Annotated in this window: 16 protein-coding genes; 9 read left to right on the top strand and 7 right to left on the bottom strand. The window is 74.9% G+C overall.

The window, feature by feature from the left end:
- Nucleotides 1-16: 16 nt before the first annotated feature.
- From JN535_RS21460 to JN535_RS04480, 3 genes are read right to left on the bottom strand one after another with little or no spacing between them, the layout of a single operon-like run.
- Entirely contained in the window at nucleotides 17-667 is a 651-nt protein-coding gene (locus JN535_RS21460; protein WP_205202605.1) for a hypothetical protein, read from the bottom strand.
- On the bottom strand, nucleotides 664-1,938 hold the full coding sequence (locus JN535_RS04485; protein WP_374100467.1) for a TadA family conjugal transfer-associated ATPase: 1,275 nt from the start codon (nucleotides 1,936-1,938) through the stop codon (nucleotides 664-666). The genes JN535_RS21460 and JN535_RS04485 overlap by 4 nt, the downstream gene beginning before the upstream one ends.
- A complete protein-coding gene (locus JN535_RS04480; RefSeq protein WP_205202603.1) occupies nucleotides 1,935-2,651 on the bottom strand; it encodes a pilus assembly protein FlpE in 717 nt (238 codons plus the stop codon). The genes JN535_RS04485 and JN535_RS04480 overlap by 4 nt, the downstream gene beginning before the upstream one ends.
- Nucleotides 2,652-2,799: 148 nt before the next feature.
- Here JN535_RS04480 and JN535_RS04475 point away from each other — a divergent pair, with 148 nt between their 5' ends.
- The 6 genes from JN535_RS04475 (at nucleotide 2,800) to JN535_RS04450 (ending at nucleotide 11,197) form a co-directional block, all read left to right on the top strand.
- Nucleotides 2,800-3,621 (top strand): HAD family hydrolase, encoded by an 822-nt coding sequence (locus tag JN535_RS04475; protein WP_205202601.1) that lies wholly within the window; start codon nucleotides 2,800-2,802, stop codon nucleotides 3,619-3,621.
- A 395-nt stretch (nucleotides 3,622-4,016) separates the two neighbouring features.
- Nucleotides 4,017-5,474, top strand: coding sequence for an NAD-dependent malic enzyme (locus tag JN535_RS04470; protein WP_205202599.1), 1,458 nt, complete (start codon nucleotides 4,017-4,019; stop codon nucleotides 5,472-5,474).
- Between the two features lie 3 nt (nucleotides 5,475-5,477).
- Nucleotides 5,478-6,311: an RNA methyltransferase gene (locus JN535_RS04465; protein WP_307868192.1), complete on the top strand. Its 834-nt coding sequence runs from the start codon at nucleotides 5,478-5,480 to the stop codon at nucleotides 6,309-6,311.
- A 230-nt stretch (nucleotides 6,312-6,541) separates the two neighbouring features.
- Nucleotides 6,542-8,560 carry an acetate--CoA ligase gene (gene acs / locus JN535_RS04460; protein ID WP_205202597.1) on the top strand — a complete coding sequence of 673 codons (2,019 nt, stop codon included), beginning with the start codon at nucleotides 6,542-6,544 and terminating at the stop codon, nucleotides 8,558-8,560.
- 202 nt (nucleotides 8,561-8,762) lie between these two features.
- The gene (locus JN535_RS04455; RefSeq protein ID WP_205202595.1) at nucleotides 8,763-10,199 is read left to right on the top strand and encodes a cellulase family glycosylhydrolase; all 1,437 of its coding nucleotides are present in this window, start codon (nucleotides 8,763-8,765) and stop codon (nucleotides 10,197-10,199) included.
- A gap of 116 nt (nucleotides 10,200-10,315) precedes the next feature.
- Nucleotides 10,316-11,197: a pentapeptide repeat-containing protein gene (locus JN535_RS04450; RefSeq protein WP_307868190.1), complete on the top strand. Its 882-nt coding sequence runs from the start codon at nucleotides 10,316-10,318 to the stop codon at nucleotides 11,195-11,197.
- A gap of 103 nt (nucleotides 11,198-11,300) precedes the next feature.
- On the opposite strand, the gene JN535_RS04445 is transcribed toward JN535_RS04450, so the two are convergent.
- Together JN535_RS04445 and JN535_RS04440 are read right to left on the bottom strand one after the other, a co-directional pair.
- Complete coding sequence (locus tag JN535_RS04445; protein WP_307868189.1) at nucleotides 11,301-12,686, bottom strand: MFS transporter; 1,386 nt, start codon at nucleotides 12,684-12,686, stop codon at nucleotides 11,301-11,303.
- Between the two features lie 40 nt (nucleotides 12,687-12,726).
- Nucleotides 12,727-13,857 (bottom strand): FAD-dependent oxidoreductase, encoded by a 1,131-nt coding sequence (locus JN535_RS04440; RefSeq protein WP_205203072.1) that lies wholly within the window; start codon nucleotides 13,855-13,857, stop codon nucleotides 12,727-12,729.
- A 210-nt stretch (nucleotides 13,858-14,067) separates the two neighbouring features.
- On the opposite strand from JN535_RS04440, the gene mshD reads away from it, so the two are divergent.
- The 3 genes from mshD to JN535_RS04425 are packed head-to-tail and all read left to right on the top strand — an operon-like array spanning nucleotide 14,068 to nucleotide 18,442.
- A complete protein-coding gene (gene mshD / locus JN535_RS04435) occupies nucleotides 14,068-15,093 on the top strand; it encodes a mycothiol synthase (protein WP_307868187.1) in 1,026 nt (341 codons plus the stop codon).
- Between the two features lie 43 nt (nucleotides 15,094-15,136).
- A complete protein-coding gene (locus JN535_RS04430; protein ID WP_205202593.1) occupies nucleotides 15,137-17,401 on the top strand; it encodes an RNA degradosome polyphosphate kinase in 2,265 nt (754 codons plus the stop codon).
- A gap of 3 nt (nucleotides 17,402-17,404) precedes the next feature.
- Entirely contained in the window at nucleotides 17,405-18,442 is a 1,038-nt protein-coding gene (locus JN535_RS04425) for an NUDIX hydrolase (protein ID WP_205202591.1), read from the top strand.
- 9 nt (nucleotides 18,443-18,451) lie between these two features.
- Here JN535_RS04425 and JN535_RS04420 read toward each other — a convergent pair whose 3' ends face one another.
- Both JN535_RS04420 and JN535_RS04415 read right to left on the bottom strand, forming a co-directional pair.
- Complete coding sequence (locus JN535_RS04420; protein WP_205202589.1) at nucleotides 18,452-19,453, bottom strand: inorganic phosphate transporter; 1,002 nt, start codon at nucleotides 19,451-19,453, stop codon at nucleotides 18,452-18,454.
- A 5-nt stretch (nucleotides 19,454-19,458) separates the two neighbouring features.
- Nucleotides 19,459-20,079: a DUF47 domain-containing protein gene (locus JN535_RS04415; protein WP_047231395.1), complete on the bottom strand. Its 621-nt coding sequence runs from the start codon at nucleotides 20,077-20,079 to the stop codon at nucleotides 19,459-19,461.
- Between the last annotated feature and the right edge of the window lie 256 nt (nucleotides 20,080-20,335).

The following is a 20,335-nucleotide window of genomic DNA, read 5'->3' as shown; positions in this document are numbered from 1 at the left end:
GCCACCAGGAGCGCGGTCACCGGTCGTCCCCCGCGCTGCGTGCCCGTTCGACGAGGCGCCCAGACCAGGTGCGACCCGCGAGCAGGAGCACGAGCCCGAGCAGGACCCCGGCCGTCCCGAGACCGCCGTCGGTGGCAGTACCGAGCGGGTCCGCACCGAGGACGTAGCCCAGCAGCACACCGACCGCCGGGAGCCACAGGAGCACGCGTGCGGTCGCCCGGGGTCCGGCGAGCGCCGCGTCCCGCTCGGCGCGGGCCTCGGCGTCCGCCGCCACCGAGGCCGCGACCTCGTCGAGCACGGAGGCGAGCGGCGCGCCCACCTCGAGCGCCAGCCGGCACGCCGCCACGAGGGCCCGCGCCGTCGCGGGCCCGCCCACGTGCGGCGCGAGCTCGGCGACCCAAGGGACGCCCGCGGCGTCGACCCGCACCCCGACCGCCCGCTCCCAGGCGACCCCAGGTGCGGCCCCGGACCGCAGGAGCGATCCCACCTGCGTCACGACGACGCGCACCAGCTCCGGCACCGCCCGAGCCTGGGACCGGCGCCGCAGGAACGCGGATCGCCCGGGCCGCGGCGGCGAGGTGCGGACGACGCTGCGTGCACGGCGCCCGCCCTGCGCCGCCGAGCACCAGACCGCGGCCCCGACGAGGACACCCACGAGGACCGTCACGCGCGCCTCACGTCGCACCACCGCGCCGCGACCTCGTCCCAGGCCGGGCCCGCGACCGGCTCGGTGCCGCTGCGGTCGTCGCCGTCGGAGGAACCGTCGCTGGGGCCCGGCGCCCCGTCCCACGAGCCCGCGACGTCGACCCGGAGACCCGTCCGGGGGTCGCCCCGCACGACCCCGACCTGGGCGAGCACGCGCCGGGTCGTGCCGCCGACGCGCACGCGGCGCAGGTGCAGCACGACGTCGAGCCCGCCGACCGCCTGTGCTGCCACGGCGGCGCGGTCCATGCCCGCGAGCGCCGCCAGCGCCTCGAGCCGGGCCGGGATCACCTCGACGTCGTTGGCGTGGATGGTCGCGAGCCCGCCCTCGTGACCGGTGTTGAGCGCCATGAGCACCTCGCGGACCTCCGCCCCGCGGCACTCGCCCAGCACGATGCGGTCGGGGCGCATCCGCAGCGCTGCGCGCACGAGGTCGGCGAGGTCGACGCCGCCGGCGCCCTCGACGTTCGCCCGGCGCGCGGTGAGCGGGACGACGTGCGGGTGGTCCGGGTCGAGCTCGCGCGCCTCCTCCACGCAGACGATGCGCTCGTCGGGCGGGACGAGGGCGAGCAGCGCGGCGAGCAGCGTCGTCTTGCCGGTGCCGGTCCCGCCCGAGACGAGGACGCTGGCACGCCGCGCGACGAGCCCGCGCAGGACCGGCTCCCAGGCGCGCGGGACCGTGCCGGACGCGACGAGGTCGGCCAGCCCGAACGTCCGCGTCCGCAGCACGCGCAGCGAGATCACGGCCCCCGTCTCGCACACGGGCGCCACCACGGCGTGCAGGCGTGTCCCGTCCGGGAGCCGCGCGTCGACCACGGGCGACGCGTCGTCGAGGCGCTGCCCGCCTGCGGCGGCGAGCCGCACCGCGAGCGCCCGCACGGCCTCCGGCCCGCCGAGCGGGACCACGACCCGTTCCAGACCGGCCCCGCGGTCGACCCAGACCTCGTCCGACCCGTTGACGAGCACGTCGGTCACGCCCGGCTCGTCGAGGTACCGCTGGAGCGGTCCGGCGCCGAAGATCTCCGCGTGCGCCGCGCGCGTCAGCTCCCGCAGGGCCGTCGTGCCGAGCACGCGCCCGGACGCCCGCAGCGCGTCGGCGACGGCCGCGTCGTCGGACCCCGCCCCCGAGCCCGCTCCCGGCTCGGCGCCGGCCCGCACGAGGCGGTCCCGGACGCCGTCGAGCAGCGGGCCGCGTCCCCGTCCGGGACGGTCCGGGGCCGGGTCGCGCCCGCTCACCGACCGCTCCCCACGTAGCGCGCCGCGAGCTCTCGGCCGGCGCGCACGGCCGGTCCCCGACCGACGCACGGACCCTGACCGCGCTCGATCGCTCCGGCGAGCGCCCGGTCCCAGCCGACGGTCGTGGCGACCTCGAGCCCGACGGCGTCCGCGACCTCGTCGCCGGACAACCGCCCCGGGGCCGGCCTGCGCAGGACGAGCGCCGCCGGACCGGCGAGCCGGTCGCGCACCGCCGCGGCGCCCGCGACCCCGGCCACGTCGAGCGGCGTCACGACCAGCACCTCGTCGCATACCCCGAGAAGCCCCGCGCCGGCCGCGCCCGACCCGGTCGCGGCGCGGTCGACGTCGAGCACGAGCACCCCCGACCGCGCTGACGTCACCTCGGCGAGCGCCGCCACGACGTCCGCGAGCGCCGCGTGCTCCGGGCCGCCGCCGCGCTCGGTGCTGACGACCGGGACCGTGCCCCACCGCGGCAGGCGCGCGAGGAGGTCCTCGCCGTCGAGCCGGCCGCGCGCGTCGGCGAGGTCGGGCCAGCGCACCCCGGGGTCCTGCTCGATGCCGAGGAGCACGTCGAGGCCACCACCCGCGAGCGCGAGATCGACCAGGCAGGTGGGCGCGCGGCGCCGTGCCACCGCGCGCGCGAGCGAGGCCGCGACGACGCTCGCCCCCGCCCCGCCGCGCGCTCCGACCACCGCCACGACCGCTCCGCCCATCGCGTCCTCCCCCGCTGCCCGTCGACCGACCGGCGCCCCACCTTGCCCTCACCGGCCGGACGTCGTCGGGCCGCATGCGTGACCTGTGGGCGGCTGCCCCGGCGAGCGCTCCTGTGGACGGCCACGATCCGCGGCTAGGCTCGCGACCGTGACCCCGCTCCCGGACCCGACGGACCCGCCGCGCGCCGGCCGGGTCGCCGCGTTCTTCGACCTGGACAAGACGATCATCGCGACGTCGTCGGCCGCGGCGTTCTCCCGGCCGTTCTTCGCGGGCGGGCTCATCAACCGCGGGGACGTGCTGCGCAGCGCCTACGCGCACTTCCTCTTCATGGTCGGCGGGGCCGACGCGGACCAGACCGAGCGCATGCGCGCGCACCTTTCCAGCCTCGTGACCGGGTGGGACGTGGCCACGGTGTCGCGCATCGTCGAGGAGACGCTGCACGAGCACATCGACCCCGTCGTCTACGCGGAGGCGGTCGAGCTCATCGAGTCCCACCACGAGCACGGGCACGACGTCGTCATCGTGTCCGCGTCCGGGAGCGAGGTCGTCGAGCCCATTGCGGCGGTGCTCGGGGCTGACCACGCGATCTCGTCCCGCATGGCGGTCCAGGACGGCCGGTACACGGGCGCGATCGACTTCTACGCGTACGGCGAGAACAAGGCCGTCGCGATCCGCGAGCTCGCCGAGCGGGAGGGGTACGACCTCGCCGCGAGCTACGCCTACTCCGACTCCGTGACGGACGCCCCCATGCTCGGTGCCGTCGGGCACGCGTTCGTGGTCAACCCCGACCGGACGCTGCGCCGGCTCGCCGCGGAGCACGGCTGGGGTGCCCTGACGTTCTCCAAGCCCGTCGCGCTGCGGTCGCACCTTGCCGGGTCGACGCCGGCCCTCGCCGCGGCGGGCGTCGTCGCGCTCGGGGTGGTGGCGTGCGTCGTGTGGCGCGCGCTGCGCCGTCGCAGCCGCGGCTGACCGGGGCCGGCTCCGAGGCCACGAGACGAGCCGGAGACGGGTCGCGAGACGGGCCGCGACGCCCGCCGAAAGGCCCTTTCCGGACCTCCCGGACCAACCGCTCCGAGCCGTTCGAACGCCGGTAGAACACGGTGTGGAAGTCCCCGCGGAACGGTTGCGCTCGCCGACCGCCCGGGCTGTCATGGAGGGACAACAGCATCGCGGCGGTACCCACGCGCAGGCAGTCCACGTAGGGACTCGCTGACCGGACGAGACCCGGCCACGACGGCCACCTCGCACCGTTGCAGCGGACACGGTTGCACGCCTGATAGCCGCCGCGATGCTGGCGGGACGGCGCTCCGCAAGGGGCGCCGTCGTCGCGCCGGGCGCCTGGTCGCCGCGCGATACTGGAGCCCATGACGTCAGCGCCGAGTGTCTCCTCCTCCATCACCGTCCGCCTCCAGGTCGAGGCGCGCCCCACCGCCGTGAGCGAGCTGACGACGGCGATCGAGCACACCGGCGGCATCGTGTCCGCGCTCGACGTCACGGCGTCGGGCCACGAGCGCATCACGGTCGACGTGACCGTCGCCACCCGTGGCGAGGAGCACGCCGGGCAGATCGTCGACGCGCTGCGCGCGCTGCCGGGTGTCGTCGTCGACCGCGTCTCCGACCGCACGTTCCTCCTGCACCTGGGGGGCAAGCTCCAGATCGACTCCAAGGTGCCGATCCGCAACCGCGACGACCTGTCGATGATCTACACGCCCGGCGTCGCACGCGTGTGCGAGGCCATCGCGGCCAAGCCCGACGACGCGCGCCGCCTCACGATCAAGCGCAACACCATCGCGGTGGTCACCGACGGGTCGGCCGTGCTCGGGCTGGGCGACATCGGGCCGCTCGCCTCGCTGCCGGTCATGGAGGGAAAGGCCGCGCTCTTCAAGCGGTTCGCGGACATCGACGCGTTCCCGATCGCGCTCGACACGACCGACGTCGAGGAGATCGTGCGCACGGTCAAGGCCATCGCGCCCGTGTTCGCAGGCATCAACCTCGAGGACATCTCCGCGCCGCGGTGCTTCGAGATCGAGGCCCGTCTGCGCGCCGAGCTCGACATCCCCGTGTTCCACGACGACCAGCACGGCACGGCGATCGTCGCTCTCGCGGCGCTGACGAACGCGCTCAACGTCGTGGGCAAGGACCTGCCGGACGTGCGCATCGTCCTCTCGGGTGCCGGTGCGGCCGGGACCGCGGTGCTCAAGCTGCTCCTCGCGGCAGGCGCGCACGACGTCGTCGTCGCCGACATCGAGGGCGTCGTCCACCCGGCGCGACCGGGGTTGTCGCCGTCGCTCGCGTGGACGGCCGCCAACACGAACCCGCGGCGCGTCACCGGGACGCTGCGCGAGGCCGTCGTGGACGCGGACGTGTTCATCGGCGTCTCCGCCCCGGACGTCCTCACGGGCGACGACGTCGCACGCATGGCGCCCGGCGCCGTCGTCTTCGCGATGGCGAACCCGCGGCCCGAGGTCGACCCGGTCGAGGCGGCGCGGCACGCGGCGATCGTCGGCACCGGGCGCTCCGACTTCGCCAACCAGATCAACAACGTCCTCGCGTTCCCCGGCGTGTTCCGCGGGCTGCTCGACGCGCAGTCGCACCGCATCACCGACGGGATGCTGCTCGCGGCGGCGCGCGCCCTCGCGTCCGCGATCCACGAGGACCAGCTCAACCCCACCTACATCATCCCGAGCGTGTTCAACCCCGAGGTGACGACGCTCGTCGCCGCCGCCGTCGAGCGGGCCGCGCGCGAGGCCGACGCCGCCGAGCCGGCCGCGCTCACCGGCGGCCTCCCGCGCGTCGCGACGACCACCACCCCGGGGGCCTGACCCGTGCAGCGCGTCACGACCCGCAACGCCACGTTCCAGCAGTGGGAGGCGCTGCTCAGCAACCGCACCAAGCGCCACCGAGCAGGCGAGATGGTCGTCCAGGGGGTGCGCCCGATCACGCTCGCGGTCGAGTCGGGCTGGACCGTGCGGACGTGGCTCGTCGACGCCGACCGGTCGCTGTCGAGCTGGGCGCACGCGATGCTCGACCGCGTCCGCACGAAGCGGTTCGCCGTGTCCTCGGAGCTGCTGCGTGAGCTCGGCGGCAAGGAGGACGACGCACCCGAGCTCCTCGCCGTCGTCGCGACGCCGCCGGACGACCTGGGGCGCCTCGACGCGGGTCGCCGCGTGGAGGGGGACGCTGCCGCCTTCCTCGGCGTCGTGCTCGACCGGCCGAACAGCCCCGGCAACATCGGGACCGTCGCGCGCTCGCTCGACGCGTTCGGAGGCGGCGGGCTGATCGTCGCCGGGCACGCCGCCGACCCGTACGACCCGCGCGCCGTCCGCGCGAGCACCGGCTCGATCTTCTCCGTGCCGACCGTGCGCGTCCCGTCCGGGCGCGAGGTGCTGGACTGGGTCGCGGCGCGGCGCGCCGCCGGCGTCCCCCTCACCCTCGTGGGCACCGACGAGCACGGCGACGTCGAGCTCGCCGAGCACGACCTCACCGGCCCGACGCTCGTCCTCACCGGCAACGAGACGACCGGGCTCAGCGCGGGCTGGCGCGAGGCGTGCGACGTCATGGTGAGCATCCCCATGCTCGGCTCGGCGAGCTCGCTCAACGCCGCGAGCGCGACGACGGTCGTGCTGTACGAGGCGGTCCGCCAGCGCCGGGCGCGCTGACGCCGGCTCGCCGGCTCGGCCCCGGCACCGCAGCCCGGGCGGTCCACGCTCGGGACATTTGCGAGCGGCCCCGCCGAATGGTGGACCCTGTGACCGCGCTCACCGCAACAGGTCTAGACTCCCGAAGGTCGGGGCCCACAGGGTGGGCGGCCGACCGCCCCGCGTCCGCCGCTCCCCCGGCGGCCCACGCACGGGCGCCGCACCAGAGTCGATGCGCACCGGAGGTCAGCGTGCCAGAGAACGAGTCCACCACTGCTCAGCCCGGGCTGGAGAACCTCCTCCACGAGACCCGCAGCTTCCCGCCGAGCCCGGAGTTCGCCGCGCAGGCGAACGCGAAGCCCGAGCTCTACGAGGAGGCCCGGGCCGACCGGCTCGCGTTCTGGGCGCGGCAGGCGAACGACCTCGTCACCTGGCGCACGCCGTTCACCGAGACGCTCGACTGGTCACAGGCCCCCGTCGCGCGCTGGTTCGCGGACGGCACGCTCAACGCCGCGTACAACGCGGTGGACCGCCACGTCGAGGCCGGTCTGGGCGACCGGGTCGCGATCCACTTCGAGGGCGAGCCGGGCGACACCCGGACGGTCACGTACGCCGAGCTCCAGCGCGACGTGTCGCGCGCCGCCAACGCTCTCGCGGCGCTCGGCGTCGAGACCGGCGACCGCGTCGTCATCTACCTGCCGATGGTCGTCGAGGCTGTCGTCGCAATGCTCGCGTGCGCGCGGATCGGTGCGCCCCACTCGGTAGTGTTCGGCGGGTTCTCGGCCGACGCGCTGCGCAGCCGCATCGCCGACGCCGAGGCGAAGCTCGTCATCACGGCCGACGGCGGGTACCGCCGCGGCGCGGCCTCCGCGCTCAAGCCCGCGGTCGACGAGGCGCTCGCACCGAAGGAGGGCGCGGAGCCGACGACGGTCGAGCACGTGCTCGTCGTGCGCCGCACCGGCCAGGAGACCGCGTGGACCGAGGGCCGCGACGTGTGGTGGCACGACGCGCTCGAGTCGGCCGACACGACGCACACGCCCGTGTGGGTCGAGGCCGAGCACCCGCTGTTCATCCTCTACACGTCCGGGACGACCGGGAAACCCAAGGGCATCCTGCACACGACCGGCGGGTACCTCACCCAGGCCGCGTACACGCACCGCAACGTCTTCGACCTCAAGGCCGAGACCGACGTCTACTGGTGCACGGCCGACATCGGCTGGGTCACCGGCCACTCCTACGTGGTCTACGGTCCGCTGCTCAACGGCGCGACGCAGGTCATCTACGAGGGCACGCCCGACACCCCGCACCAGGGCCGCTGGTGGGAGCTCGTCGAGAAGTACAAGGTCTCGATCCTCTACACGGCGCCGACCGCGATCCGCGCGTGCATGAAGTGGGGCGAGGACATCCCGGCGAAGTTCGACCTGTCCTCGCTGCGCGTGCTCGGCTCGGTGGGCGAGCCCATCAACCCCGAGGCGTGGATGTGGTACCGCCGCGTCATCGGCGGCGACCGCACGCCGATCGTCGACACGTGGTGGCAGACCGAGACCGGCGCGATCATGATCTCCCCGCTCCCCGGCGTGACGGCCGCCAAGCCGGGCTCCGCCCAGGTCCCGCTCCCGGGCATCGTCGCGGACGTCGTCGACGACGAGGCGCACTCCGTGCCGGACGGCGGCGGCGGGTACCTCGTGCTCTCCGAGCCCTGGCCGTCCATGCTGCGCGGCATCTGGGGCGACCTCGAGCGCTTCAAGGACACGTACTGGTCCCGCTTCCCGGGGATCTACTTCGCGGGCGACGGCGCCAAGAAGGACGAGGACGGCGACATCTGGCTGCTCGGCCGTGTCGACGACGTCATGAACGTCTCGGGCCACCGCCTGTCCACCACGGAGATCGAGTCGGCGCTCGTGTCGCACGAGATCGTCGCGGAGGCCGCGGTCGTCGGCGCGAGCGACGACCTCACGGGGCAGGCCGTCGTCGCGTTCGTCATCCTGCGCGGCGAGCACGCGAGCCGGGCGTCGGACGCCGACGGCGCCGCCGCGGTGCAGACCGAGCTGCGCAACCACGTGGCCAAGGAGATCGGCCCGATCGCCAAGCCCAAGCGCATCCTCGTCGTGCCGGAGCTGCCCAAGACCCGGTCCGGCAAGATCATGCGCCGCCTGCTACGCGACGTCGCGGAGAACCGCACCGTCGGCGACGCGACGACCCTCGCGGACTCGTCGGTGATGGAGCTCATCTCGGCCGGTCTGCAGAAGCCGTCGTCCTCGGAGGACTGACCGGCCCTGCGCCGACCACGGGGTCGGTGTCGTTCTCCGCGCGAGAAGGGCACCGGCCCCGTTCTCGTGCGGGCAGACTCGTGCTCGGCGGGACGCCGCCTCGCTGAATCGGTTCAGTCCCTGCTCGACGGCGACGGCCCGCCGCACGATGTCCGGGCACGCCGACCCGGGCGTGCGCAGCCGACAGAGACGAGGTCGTCCGATGAGCCGCACCGCCCCCGCACCCGACGCCGGCGCCGCCCGACCGCCCGGGACCGGACGGTCCGCCCCGCTGGTCGCCGCGCTCGCGACCGCCGCGATCCTCGCCACGTGCGGCGCGGTCGCGACCGCGACCGCGCGGTCCGCGGCGGCCGCCGAGGCGGGCACGCCGCCCGGCATCCACGTGGCCGACGGGAGGATCGTCGAGGCCGACGGCACGGACCTCGTGCTGCGCGGCGTCAACCACGCGCACACCTGGTACACGCACGCCACGGGGTCGTTCGCCGACATCAAGGCGGCCGGTGCCAACACGGTGCGCGTCGTCCTGTCGAGCGGCGACCAGTGGACGCGCAACTCCCCCGAGGACGTCGCGAACGTCGTCGACCTGTGCGAGGAGAACCGCCTCGTGTGCGTCCTCGAGGTGCACGACACCACGGGCTACGGCGACCAGCACGCGCCCGACGCCGGGACCCTCGACCAGGCGGTCGACTACTGGGAGGACCTGTACCCGACGCTCGCCGGCACCGAGGACTTCGTCCTCGTCAACATCGGCAACGAGCCGTTCGGCAACGACGCGACGGTCAACCAGCGGTGGGCGCCCGAGACGTCGGCCGCGATCCAGCGGCTGCGAGGCATCGGCTACGAGCACGCGATCGTCGTCGACGCGCCCAACTGGGGGCAGGACTGGACGAACGTCATGCGCGCCGAGGCGCAGGGCGTGTTCGACGCCGACCCGGACGCGAACACGATCTTCTCCATCCACATGTACGGCGTGTACGCGCACGCGGCGACCGTCACGGACTACCTGGAGCACTTCGTGGACGCCGGGCTGCCGATCATGGTCGGCGAGTTCGGCTGGAAGCGCGCCGAGGGCGACGTCGACGCGGACGTCGTCATCGCGGAGGCGAACCGCCTCGACCTGGGCTGGCTCGCGTGGTCGTGGAGCGGCAACACCGACCCGTACCTCGACATGGTCCTCGGGTTCGACGCCGCGAACCCGAGCGCGTGGGGCACCCGCGTGATCGACGGGCCGGGCGGCCTGCGTGAGACCGCGGTCGAGGCGTCGTGGTTCGGCGGCGACGGCCCCGTGGACCCGCCGGACCCCACCGACCCGCCCGACCCGACCGATCCTTCGGACGACGCGGCGTGCTCCGCGACGGTCCGCGTCGCGAACGCCTGGCCCGGCGGGTGGCAGGGAGAGCTCGTCGTCACGGCGGGTGACGCCGCGGTCACGGGCTGGACGGCGACGTTCGCGCTGCCGTCGGGCACCGCCGTCGCGCAGCTGTGGGGCGGCGTGCACGGCGCGACCGCCGCGGGCGAGCAGGTGACGAACGCCGCGTGGAACGGCGCGCTCGCCGCGGGCGGCACGACGACCGCCGGGTTCATCGCGACGGGCGCCGCCCCGACCACCGCCCCCACGGCGGCCTGCACCGCTCCCTGAGCCCGCACGCCGGGCGCGGGACCGGCGACCAAATCACCCGAGGCCCGGTCGCCCTCCCGCGCCCGGCGGTCGATATGTCCGTGCCCGACCTCCCGCGGACGGCGTAGCGTCGGGACGTGCCACCCGTTCCCGCGGCCGACGGTCGCGCCCTCCTCGTCGAGCAGCTCGGCCTGCGCAGCGACTGCGCGCGCTGCACCGGCCTGTGCTGCGTGGGTCTGCACCTCGTGCGCTCCGCCGACTTCGCGATCGACAAGCCCGCGGGCACCCCGTGCCCGAACCTGCGCTCCGACTTCGGCTGCGGAATCCACGCCCGGCTGCGCGAGACCGGGTTCCCCGGCTGCGTCGCGTACGACTGCCTCGGCGCGGGACAGCGCGTGACGGCGGCCGTCCGGTCCGCGCACGGCGGCGCGACGTGGCGCGACGACCCCGCCGCCGCGCGCGACGCGTTCGCCACGCTCCCCGTCGTCACGCAGCTCCAAAAGCTGCTCTGGTACCTCGCCGAGGTGCTGTCGCTGCCCGCCGCGGCCCCCGTGCACGACGACGCACGACGGGCCCTCGCGCAGACCGCGCCCCTCGCGGACCTCGCCCCGGCCGCCCTCCTCGCGCTCGACGTCGGCACCGTCCGCCGCGACGTCGGGCCGCTGATCGACCGTGCGAGCGCGCTCGTGCGGGACGCGGCCCGAGCCGCCGCCCACCGGACGACCGCGCGGTACCGGGCTCCCGGAGCGGCCGTGCGCCGCCGCCTCCGGCCCGGCGCGGACCTCGTCGGCGCCGACCTGCGTGCGCTCGACCTCACCGGGTCCGATCTCCGGGGCGCGCTGCTGCTCCGCGCGGACCTGCGGGGCTCCCGGCTCGACGCCGCCGACCTCCTCGGCGCGGACCTGCGCGGCGCCGACGCGCGCGGCACCGACCTCTCCCGGGCGCTGTTCCTCACCCCGGCGCAGGCCGGCGCGATCCGCCGGGACGAGCGCACGGCCCTCCCGGCGGCCGTCGCCTGAGTCCGCTCCGACCGGCCACACCGCGAGATCGGCACTCACGGTCGAGATCGGCAGCCGCGACCGCCGATCTCGACCGGGTCCGCCGATCTCTCGTCGGTCTCGGTCAGCGCAGGGTGGCCCGCCGCGCCAGCGGTGCCGCCACGACGGCGCACACGACGACGAGCGCGGCGGCGCCCCAGGCGAGCGCGCCGTAGGACGAGAAGCCGATGATCGCACCGGCGAGGATCCCGCCGACCGCGCCGCCGGTGTTCATCGCAAGGTCGGAGAGGCCTTGCACGGACGTGCGCGACGGACCGGGCGTGGCGTCGACGAGCAGCGCCGACCCGGCGACGAGCCCGCAGGACCAGCCGAGCCCGAGCAGCACGAGGCCGACCGTCAGCCGCGCCGAGTCCTCGCCCGGCGCGCCCGCCACCACGACCGCCGCGGCGAGGAGCAGCGCGCCCCCGACGTAGAGCACGCGCGCGTGGCCGACGCGGTCGGCGAGCCACCCGACGACCGGGCTCAGTGCGTACATGCCCGCGATGTGCGCGCTGATCACGAGGCCGACGACCTGGAGCGTGGCGCCGCCGTGGTTCATGTGGACGGGCGTCATGGACATGAGCCCGACCATGACGAGGTGGCTGAGCACGATCGCGCCGAGGGCGAGGCGCGCCGTCGGGCTGGCCGAGACCACGGCCCATCCCGCGCGCAGGCCGTCGCGCCACGACGCCCCCGTGCCACCGCCCGGCACCGGACCCGAGGCCGCACCGGGCGCAGCGACGCCCACCGCACCGGGTTCCGCGTCCGACGTCGCGCGCGACGCGAGCAGCGGGTCGGGCCGCAGCCACACCGCGACGACGGCCGCCGCCAGCGCGAACGCGACCGCCGCGAGGACGAAGGGTGCCGCGCTCGGCGCGGTCGACCCGTGCTGCGCGTGCGCGTCGTCGAGACGCAGGCCGGCGCCGGCGACGCGGTCCGCGAGACCGGCGAGCGTCGGCCCGACGACGGAACCCACCGTCGTCGCCCACACGACCACGGACAGGTCGCGCGCCCGCCGCTGGGGCGTCGCGAGGTCGGTCGCCGCGAACCGGGACGCGAGCCCGGCGGCCGTGCCCGAACCGAACAGCAGCATGGCCACGACGAGCAGGGGCCACGAGCCGACGAGCACGGCGAGCGTCGCGAGGACCGCACCGCCGGTCGCGACGCCGAAGCCGAGGAGCAGGGACGGCCGTCGCCCGCGCTGCCCCGCGACGTGCGCGAGCGGCAGCGCGACGAGCGCGGCGCCGACGACCCCGGAGGTCGAGGTCAGCCCGGCGATCGCGTCCGACCCCGAGAGCGCGGACGCGACGAGCGGCGCGACCGCGATCCCGCTCGCGACGCCCACCCCCGAGAGCACCTGCGTCGCGGCCAGCGTCGTGAGGGTGCGGCGCTGCGTCGGGAGGGCGGGGTCGTCGGGCGCGGCCACGGGGTGCACGGGCGACGGGTGGGCGGAGGGCGGTTCGGTGCTCACCGGTGCACGGTAGGCCGCGGCGGCCCGCCCTGACGAGCGCTTACACCGCCACCGGGAGGCGAGATCCTGCCGCGTACCCGAGCTCCGGTCTCGCACCGAGCGCGCGCAGGACTCCGCGCGCGGCCTCCCGCCCGGCCCGGTTCGCGCCGATCGTCGACGCGCTCGGCCCGTACCCGACGAGCTGCACGCGCCGGTCGCGGGCCGCCGTCGTGCCGTCGAGGACGATCCCGCCACCGGGCTCGCGCAGGGTGAGCGGTGCGAGGTGGTCGAGCGCGGCGCGGAAGCCGGTCGCCCAGAGGATGACGTCGGCGGGCTGGAAGAGCAGCCCGTCGTCGTTCGCGCCCGCGGCCCACTCGACGCCGGACGGCGTCACCCGCTCGAACATCGGCCGACGGCGCAGCACCCCGCTCGCGATCCCCGCGCGGTAGCGCGGCGTGAGCGGCAGTCCCGTGACCGAGACGACGCTCCCGGGCGGGAGACCCGCGGACGTCCGCTCGGCGACGCGTGCGACGGCCGCGCGCCCGAGCTCGGGCGAGAACTCCTCCTCGACCCAGACGGGCTCGCGGCGCGTCACCCACGTGGTGCCGGACGCGTGCGGGGCGATCTGCAGCAGGAGCTGCGTCGCGGACGCCCCGCCGCCCACGACCACGACGTGCTGCCCCGCGAAGTCCTCGGCCGCGCGGAAGTCGTGCGTGTGCAGCTGGCGGCCGCGGAACGTCTCCATGCCCGGGTAGCGGGGCCAGAACGGCCGGGTCCACGTGCCCGTCGCGTTGACGAGCGTGCGCGTGCGCACGGTGAGCCCGCGCGCGTCGGGCCCGGCGCCGACCGTCGCGCGCACGCGCAGCAGGGCGGGGTCGTCGGGGTCCTGCGTGACGTCGTCGACCGCGGCCGGGCGCACGACGCGCAGGTCGTTCTCGCGCTCGTACGCGGCGTAGTAGCGCGGCACCGCGACGTTCGCGCGCTCCGCGGGGTCCCCGGCCGGGAGGGGGACGCCCGGGAGGTCGTGCACGGCGTGCGTCTCGGCCATGGTGAGCGCGTCCCAGCGGTCCTGCCACGCCCCGCCCGGGCCGCGACCGCCGTCGAGCACGAGCGGGTCCAGCCCCGCGCGGCGCAGGTGGTAGGCCGCGGACAGCCCCGCCTGCCCGGCGCCCACGACCACGACGTCGCGCACGGCGTCGCCCGGCCCACCGGGCTCCCCCGCGGCCGCGTCCACCGTCTCCCGCACGTCCGTCGCCTTTCTCACGACCGCCTCAACGACCCCGGCCCGCCGAACCTTCCCCGCCACCGGGTGACGTGCCGGACAGGACGCGCACCAGGCGCGACGCGTCGGCCGCGCGGCCCGGGTTCGGCCCGGCGTGGGCGCCGGGGGCAAGATGGACCGGTGGAGACCGCGATCCTCTGGCACACCGGGCCGCTCATCGACGACGTCGAGATCGCGCAGGTCCACGACCTCGCCGCGGCGGCCGAGCGCGAGGACGGCGTCGCTCCCCTCTCGGAGCAGCCGCTGCTCAACCTGCGCGAGGCGACGGACGACGTCGTGCACCTCCTCACGTGGCGTGCCGGCGAGCTCGCGGGGTACGCGCAGGTCGACAAGCGCGGCGACGCACCGAGCGCCGAGCTCGTCGTCCGCCCCGAGCACCGGCGGCACGGCCTCGGCTTCCACCTGCTCGGCAGCGCGGCCGACCGTGCGGCCGAGCCGCGCCCCGGGGCGGACCACGCCGACCGGACCCGGCACGACGGCGGCTCCGTCCACGACGGCGGCCCCGACGGCACGCCCGCGCGCGCGTCGTTGCGCGTCTGGGCCCATGGCGACCTCCCCGCGGCCCGCGGCCTCGCCGCGCGCGCGGGCTACGACGTCGTGCGCGAGCTGCTGGTCCTCGAACGACCGCTCGACGGGCCGAGCGCGCACCCCCGGCCGGTCGTCCCGGCGGGCCTTCGGCTGCGCGCGTTCGTGCCCGGGGACGACGACGCCGCGTGGGTCGCGGCCAACGCGCTCGCCTTCGCGCACCACCCGGAGCAGGGCCGGCTCACCGTCGACGACCTGCACGCCCGGATGCGGGAGGACTGGTTCGACGCCGCCGGGCTCCTGCTCCTCGAGCGCACCCCGGGCCAGGGGTCCGGCGCGGCGGAGCTCGTCGGGTTCGTGTGGACCAAGATCCCGACAGGCCAGCCCGACGACGTGCGCGAGGGCGAGATCTACGTCGTCGGCGTCGTGCCGTCCGCACAGGGCGAGGGGCTCGGTCGGCTCCTGACCGCCGTCGGGCTCGCGCACCTCGCCGGGCGGGGGGTCACGACCGCGGTGCTGTACGTCGACGGCGACAACGTGCCCGCGGTGCGCACGTACGAGCGAGCCGGCTTCGCGCGCCGCGCGGTGCACGTGCAGTACGCGCGCCCGACCGCACGGTGACCCGTGTCACGCACCGTTCACCAACTGGTGCCACCATGAACCCATGACCGACACGTCCACGCAGCGCACGCTCGACCCGGACCTCGCCGCGCACATCGCCGAGCACATCGCCGAGGAGCCCGAGATCGAGCCGGTGGGCGCGGAGCTCGACCTCGGTCCGCTGCCCGACGACCGGTTCGCCGACCGTGAGCTGAGCTGGCTCGCGTTCAACCAGCGCGTGCTCGAGCTCGCGGAGGACCCGAGCCAGCCGCTCCTGGAGCGGGTCCGGTTCCTCGCGATCTTCGCGTCCAACCTGGACGAGTTCTTCATGGTGCGCGTCGCGGGCCTCAAGCGCCGCATGGCGACCGGCATCGCGGTCACCGCCGCCTCGGGGCTCTCGCCGCGTCAGGTGCTCGACGCGATCAGCGAGCGCGCGCACGAGCTCATGGCACGGCACGCGCGCGTCTTCGCCGACGACGTGCAGCCCGCTCTCGCCGCGGAGGGCATCACGCTCGTCCACTGGGACGAGCTCGAGACGCGGGAGCAGGAGCGCCTGCACAAGTTCTTCCGCAAGCAGATCTTCCCCGTGCTCACGCCGCTCGCCGTCGACCCGGCGCACCCGTTCCCGTACATCTCGGGCCTCTCGCTCAACCTCGCGGTCGTGGTGGCGAACCCGACCACGGGCAAGGAGCACTTCGCGCGCGTCAAGGTGCCGCCTCTCCTGCCACGGTTCATCGCCGTGGACGCGCGGGGCCGCCCCAGCGCGCCGACGTCGCAGACCGCCGCGCCGGACCGCGGCCCGACGTCGTTCGTGCCGATCGAGGAGGTCATCGCCCAGCACCTCGACCACCTCTTCCCGGGCATGGAGGTGCGCGAGCACCACCTGTTCCGCGTCACGCGCAACGAAGACGTGGAGGTCGAGGAGGACGACGCCGAGAACCTGCTCCAGGCCATGGAGAAGGAGCTCCTGCGCCGACGGTTCGGGCCGCCCGTGCGGCTCGAGCTGACGCCGGGGATCAGCCCGCGCATCCGCGCTCTGCTCGTGCGCGAGCTCGGCGTCGTCGAGGAGGAGGTCTACGAGATCCCCGAGCCGCTCGACCTCACGGGGCTCAACCTCATCGCCGACCTCGACCGCGCGGACCTGCACTTCCCGCCGTTCGTCCCGACGACGCACCGCCTCCTCGCCGAGGTGGAGAGCTCGTCCCCGACGGACGTGTTCGCCGCGATCCGCGAGCGCGACGTCCTGCTGCACCACCCGTACGACTCGTTCTCGACGTCGGTGCAGACGTTCCTCGAGCAGGCGGCGGCCGACCCGGCGGTGCTCGCGATCAAGCAGACGCTGTACCGGACGTCGGGCGACTCGCCGATCGTCGACGCGCTCATCGACGCGGCCGAGGCGGGCAAGCAGGTGCTCGCGCTCGTCGAGATCAAGGCCCGGTTCGACGAGCAGGCCAACATCTCGTGGGCGCGCAAGCTCGAGCAGGCGGGCGTGCACGTCGTGTACGGGATCGTCGGGCTCAAGACGCACTGCAAGCTCTCGCTCGTGGTGCGCCAGGAGTCGGACGGCCTGCGCCGCTACTGCCACGTCGGCACGGGGAACTACCACCCGAAGACGGCCCGCCTGTACACCGACCACGGGCTGCTGACGTGCGACCCGGACGTCGGGCAGGACCTCACCCGCCTCTTCAACCAGCTCTCCGGGTACGCGCCCCAGTCGCGCTTCCACCGTCTGCTCGTCGCGCCGCGCACGGTCCGCTCGGGGCTCGTCGAGCGCATCGACCGCGAGGCGACCGCCGCGCGCGAGGGCCACGAGGCGTGGGTGAAGATCAAGGTCAACTCCGTCGTCGACGAGACCACGCTCGACGCGCTGTACCGCGCGTCGCAGGCCGGGGTGAAGGTCGACCTCGTCGTGCGCGGCATCTGCGCCGTCCGCCCGGGGGTGCCCGGGCTCAGCGAGAACATCCGCGTGCGCTCGATCCTCGGACGCTTCCTCGAGCACTCGCGCATCTACGCGTTCGCCAACTCCGCGGGTCCCGCGATCGGCGAGGGGCCGGAGAGCGGCCCGGAGGTGTTCATCGGGTCGGCCGACCTCATGCACCGCAACCTCGACCGCCGCGTCGAGGCTCTCGTGCGCATCACCGACCCCGACCAGGTCATCGAGCTGCTCGACCTGCTCGACGCGTCGATGTCCGAGCGCACCGCGTCGTGGCACCTCGACGCCGACGGCACGTGGCACCGGCCCGAGTCCGGGCCCGACGGCGCGCCCCTCGTCGACCTCCAGGCGAGCCTCGTGCAGCGCCAGCGGCGCCGGCTCGTCGGGAGGCGGTAGCGGATGGGCGTGCCCTCCCCCGCCCTGCGCAGCGGGCTTCCCCTCGTGGACGCCCTCGGCCCGACGCACGTCTCGCACGCCCCGGTCATCGAGTCGGCGGGTGCCCTCGTGTGGCGGGTGCGCGACGGCGACCTGCAGGTCCGCCTCGTGCACCGTCCGCGCTACGACGACTGGTCGTGGCCCAAGGGCAAGCTCGACCCCGGGGAGACGTTCCAGGCCGCCGCGGCGCGCGAGGTCGCCGAGGAGACGGGCAAGCCGGTCGTGCTGGGCGTCCCGCTGCCCGGCCTGCAGTACCTCACGCCCGAGGGCCGCGTGAAGCGCGTGCACTACTGGGCCGCGCGCAAGGCGTCGCGCCGGTCCGACGCCGGCGCGCTCGCCGCGCGCGCGCCCGTCCCCCCGGTGTCACCGCAGGAGATCGACCGCGCCGCCTGGCTGTCGGCCGACGACGCCGCACGCCGGCTCACGCGCCAGGCCGACCGGGCGCCGCTCGACGCGCTCGTGCGCGAGCGCGAGGAGGGGCGGCTCGCGACGCACGTCGTCGTCATCGCGCGGCACGGCAAGGCCGTCGCCCGGTCGGCGTGGCACGGCGACGAGCAGGACCGTCCGCTCACGCCCGCCGGCCACGCCCAGGGGGTCGCGCTCGTGCCGGTGCTCGCGGCTTACGGCGTCGAGACGATCGTCACGAGCCGGTGGGACCGCTGCGCCCAGACGATCGCGCCGTACGCGACCGCGTCGGGACTGGAGACCGTGAGCATCGACCACCTCACCGAGGCGCAGCACGAGCGCTCGCCGTCCCGGGTCGCCCGGACGGTCCGCGAGCTCCTCGAGGCCGAGCGGTCCACGGTGCTGTGCACGCACCGGCCCGTGCTGCCCACCGTCCTCGACGTGCTCGGCCAGCACTCGCGGCGACCCGTCGCGAACGCCCTGCCGACGCACGACCCGTTCCTCGAGCCGGGCGAGATGATCGTCGCCCACGTGGCCCGCACGCCCAAGGGCCCGCGCGTCGTCGCGGCGGAGAAGGTCGCCCCGCCGCTGCACTGACGCCGACGGTCAGAGCAGGATCGGGCTGAGGATCCAGTAGACGACCGCCGCCACGAGCGCGGCGGCGGGGATGGTCAGCACCCACGCGGCGCCGATGTTCTTGGCGACGCCCCAGCGCACGGCGGACAGCCGCTTCGTCGCGCCGACGCCCATGATCGCCGACGTGATCGTGTGGGTCGTGGAGACCGGCGCGTGGAAGATGAACGCGTTGGCGTAGAGCACGACCGCCGAGACCGACTCGGCGACGAAGCCGCGCGCCGGGTCCAGCTCGATGATCTTGCGCCCGAGCGTGCGCATGATGCGCCAGCCGCCGGCGTAGGTGCCGAGCGAGATCGCGGTCGCCGCGGAGAGCTTGACCCACAGCGGGATGGTGTTGTCGTCCTGGAACCCGCCCGCGACGAGGGCGAGCACGATGACCCCCATGGTCTTCTGCGCGTCCTGGAGGCCGTGGCCCAGGGCCATCGCCGCCGCCGAGGCGGTCTGCGCGATGCGGAACCGGCGGAACGCCCGCGCCGGGGCCGCGTTCCGGAAGACCCACAGCACGAGCACCATGAGCGCGAACGCGAGGCCGAAGCCGATGAGCGGCGAGAAGATCATGGGCAGCACGACCTTGTCGAGGATCGCGTCCCAGTGGACCGTGATCCCGGACGCGATGCCGACGCCCGCGAGGCCGCCGATGATGGCGTGCGTCGACGACGACGGCAGCCCCAGCCACCACGTGATGAGGTTCCACGTGATCGCGCCGACGAGACCGCACAGGACGATCACGAGGCCCTGATGCGGTGGCACGTCGTTGACCGCGACGATGTCCTCGGCGATCGTCTGCGCGACCGCGGTGCCGAGCAGCGCGCCGATGAGGTTGAACACCGCGGCCATGAGGAGCGCCGCACGGGGCGTGAGGGCCCGGGTCGAGACCGAGGTCGCGATGGCGTTCGCGGCGTCGTGGAACCCGTTGGTGTAGTCGAACGCCAGGGCGAACGCCACGACGACGACGACGAGCACTACCTCCACGGGGCTCAGGACTCCTTGAGCGCGATGGTCTCGACCGTGTTCGCGACCTTCTCGAACGCGTCGGCCGCCTGCTCGAGGACCTCGACGATCTCCTTGAGCTTCATGAGCAGGACCGGGTCGGACACGTCGTCGAAGAGCTCGGCGAGCAGCTTGCGGTGGACCTTGTCCGCCTGGTTCTCCAGGCGGTTGACCTCGACCCAGTACTCGGGGAGGTCGTCCATGGAGCGCAGGCGCGGCATCGCCTCCGCCGTGAGCTCCGACGCGCGCTGGAGCACCTGGACCTGCTCGGACACGCGGGCCGGGAGCTCGTCCACCTTGTAGAGGACGATGAGGTCGGCCGCCTCCTCCATGAAGTCCATGCAGTCGTCGAGCGCCGACGCGAGGGCGTAGATGTCGTCCCGGTCGAACGGCGTGACGAACGTCTGGTTGAGGCGCCGCATGATCGAGTGCGTCGCGTCGTCGGCGAGGTGCTCGGTCTCGCTGAGCTGCTTCGCGAGCTGCTTGCGCGTCGGGCGGTCCGCGCCCAGCAGCTCCGCGAGGAGCGTTGATCCGGTGACCAGGTGCTGCGCCGAGGCGGCGAGGAGGTCGAAGAACGAGGTGTCGCGCGGTGTCAGGCGCAGGCGCACGGGGGGCTCCGGAAGGGACGCGGGGTAGGGGTCTGAGCTGGCGTCGGCCACGATGGCCGCTCGGCCGCCGGACGGGCCGGTCGGCCGGGGTGGTCACGATCTCGGGTCGGATGATCTCTGGATGAACGCACGTCGAACTCTCGTCAAATGTAGCCGACGCGCGGAGCGATGCTGGAATCCTCAAGGCGAAGGTCCCGGATCCTCAGGACGCCCACAGCCGGCACCCGGCGTCCTCGCCGGGGCGGCGACCTTCCTG

It is taken from the genome of Cellulosimicrobium cellulans, assembly GCF_016921195.1.
In the GTDB taxonomy this organism is placed as follows: Bacteria; Actinomycetota; Actinomycetes; order Actinomycetales; family Cellulomonadaceae; genus Cellulosimicrobium; species Cellulosimicrobium cellulans_F.
This window is presented reverse-complemented; position numbering and strand designations above follow the sequence as displayed.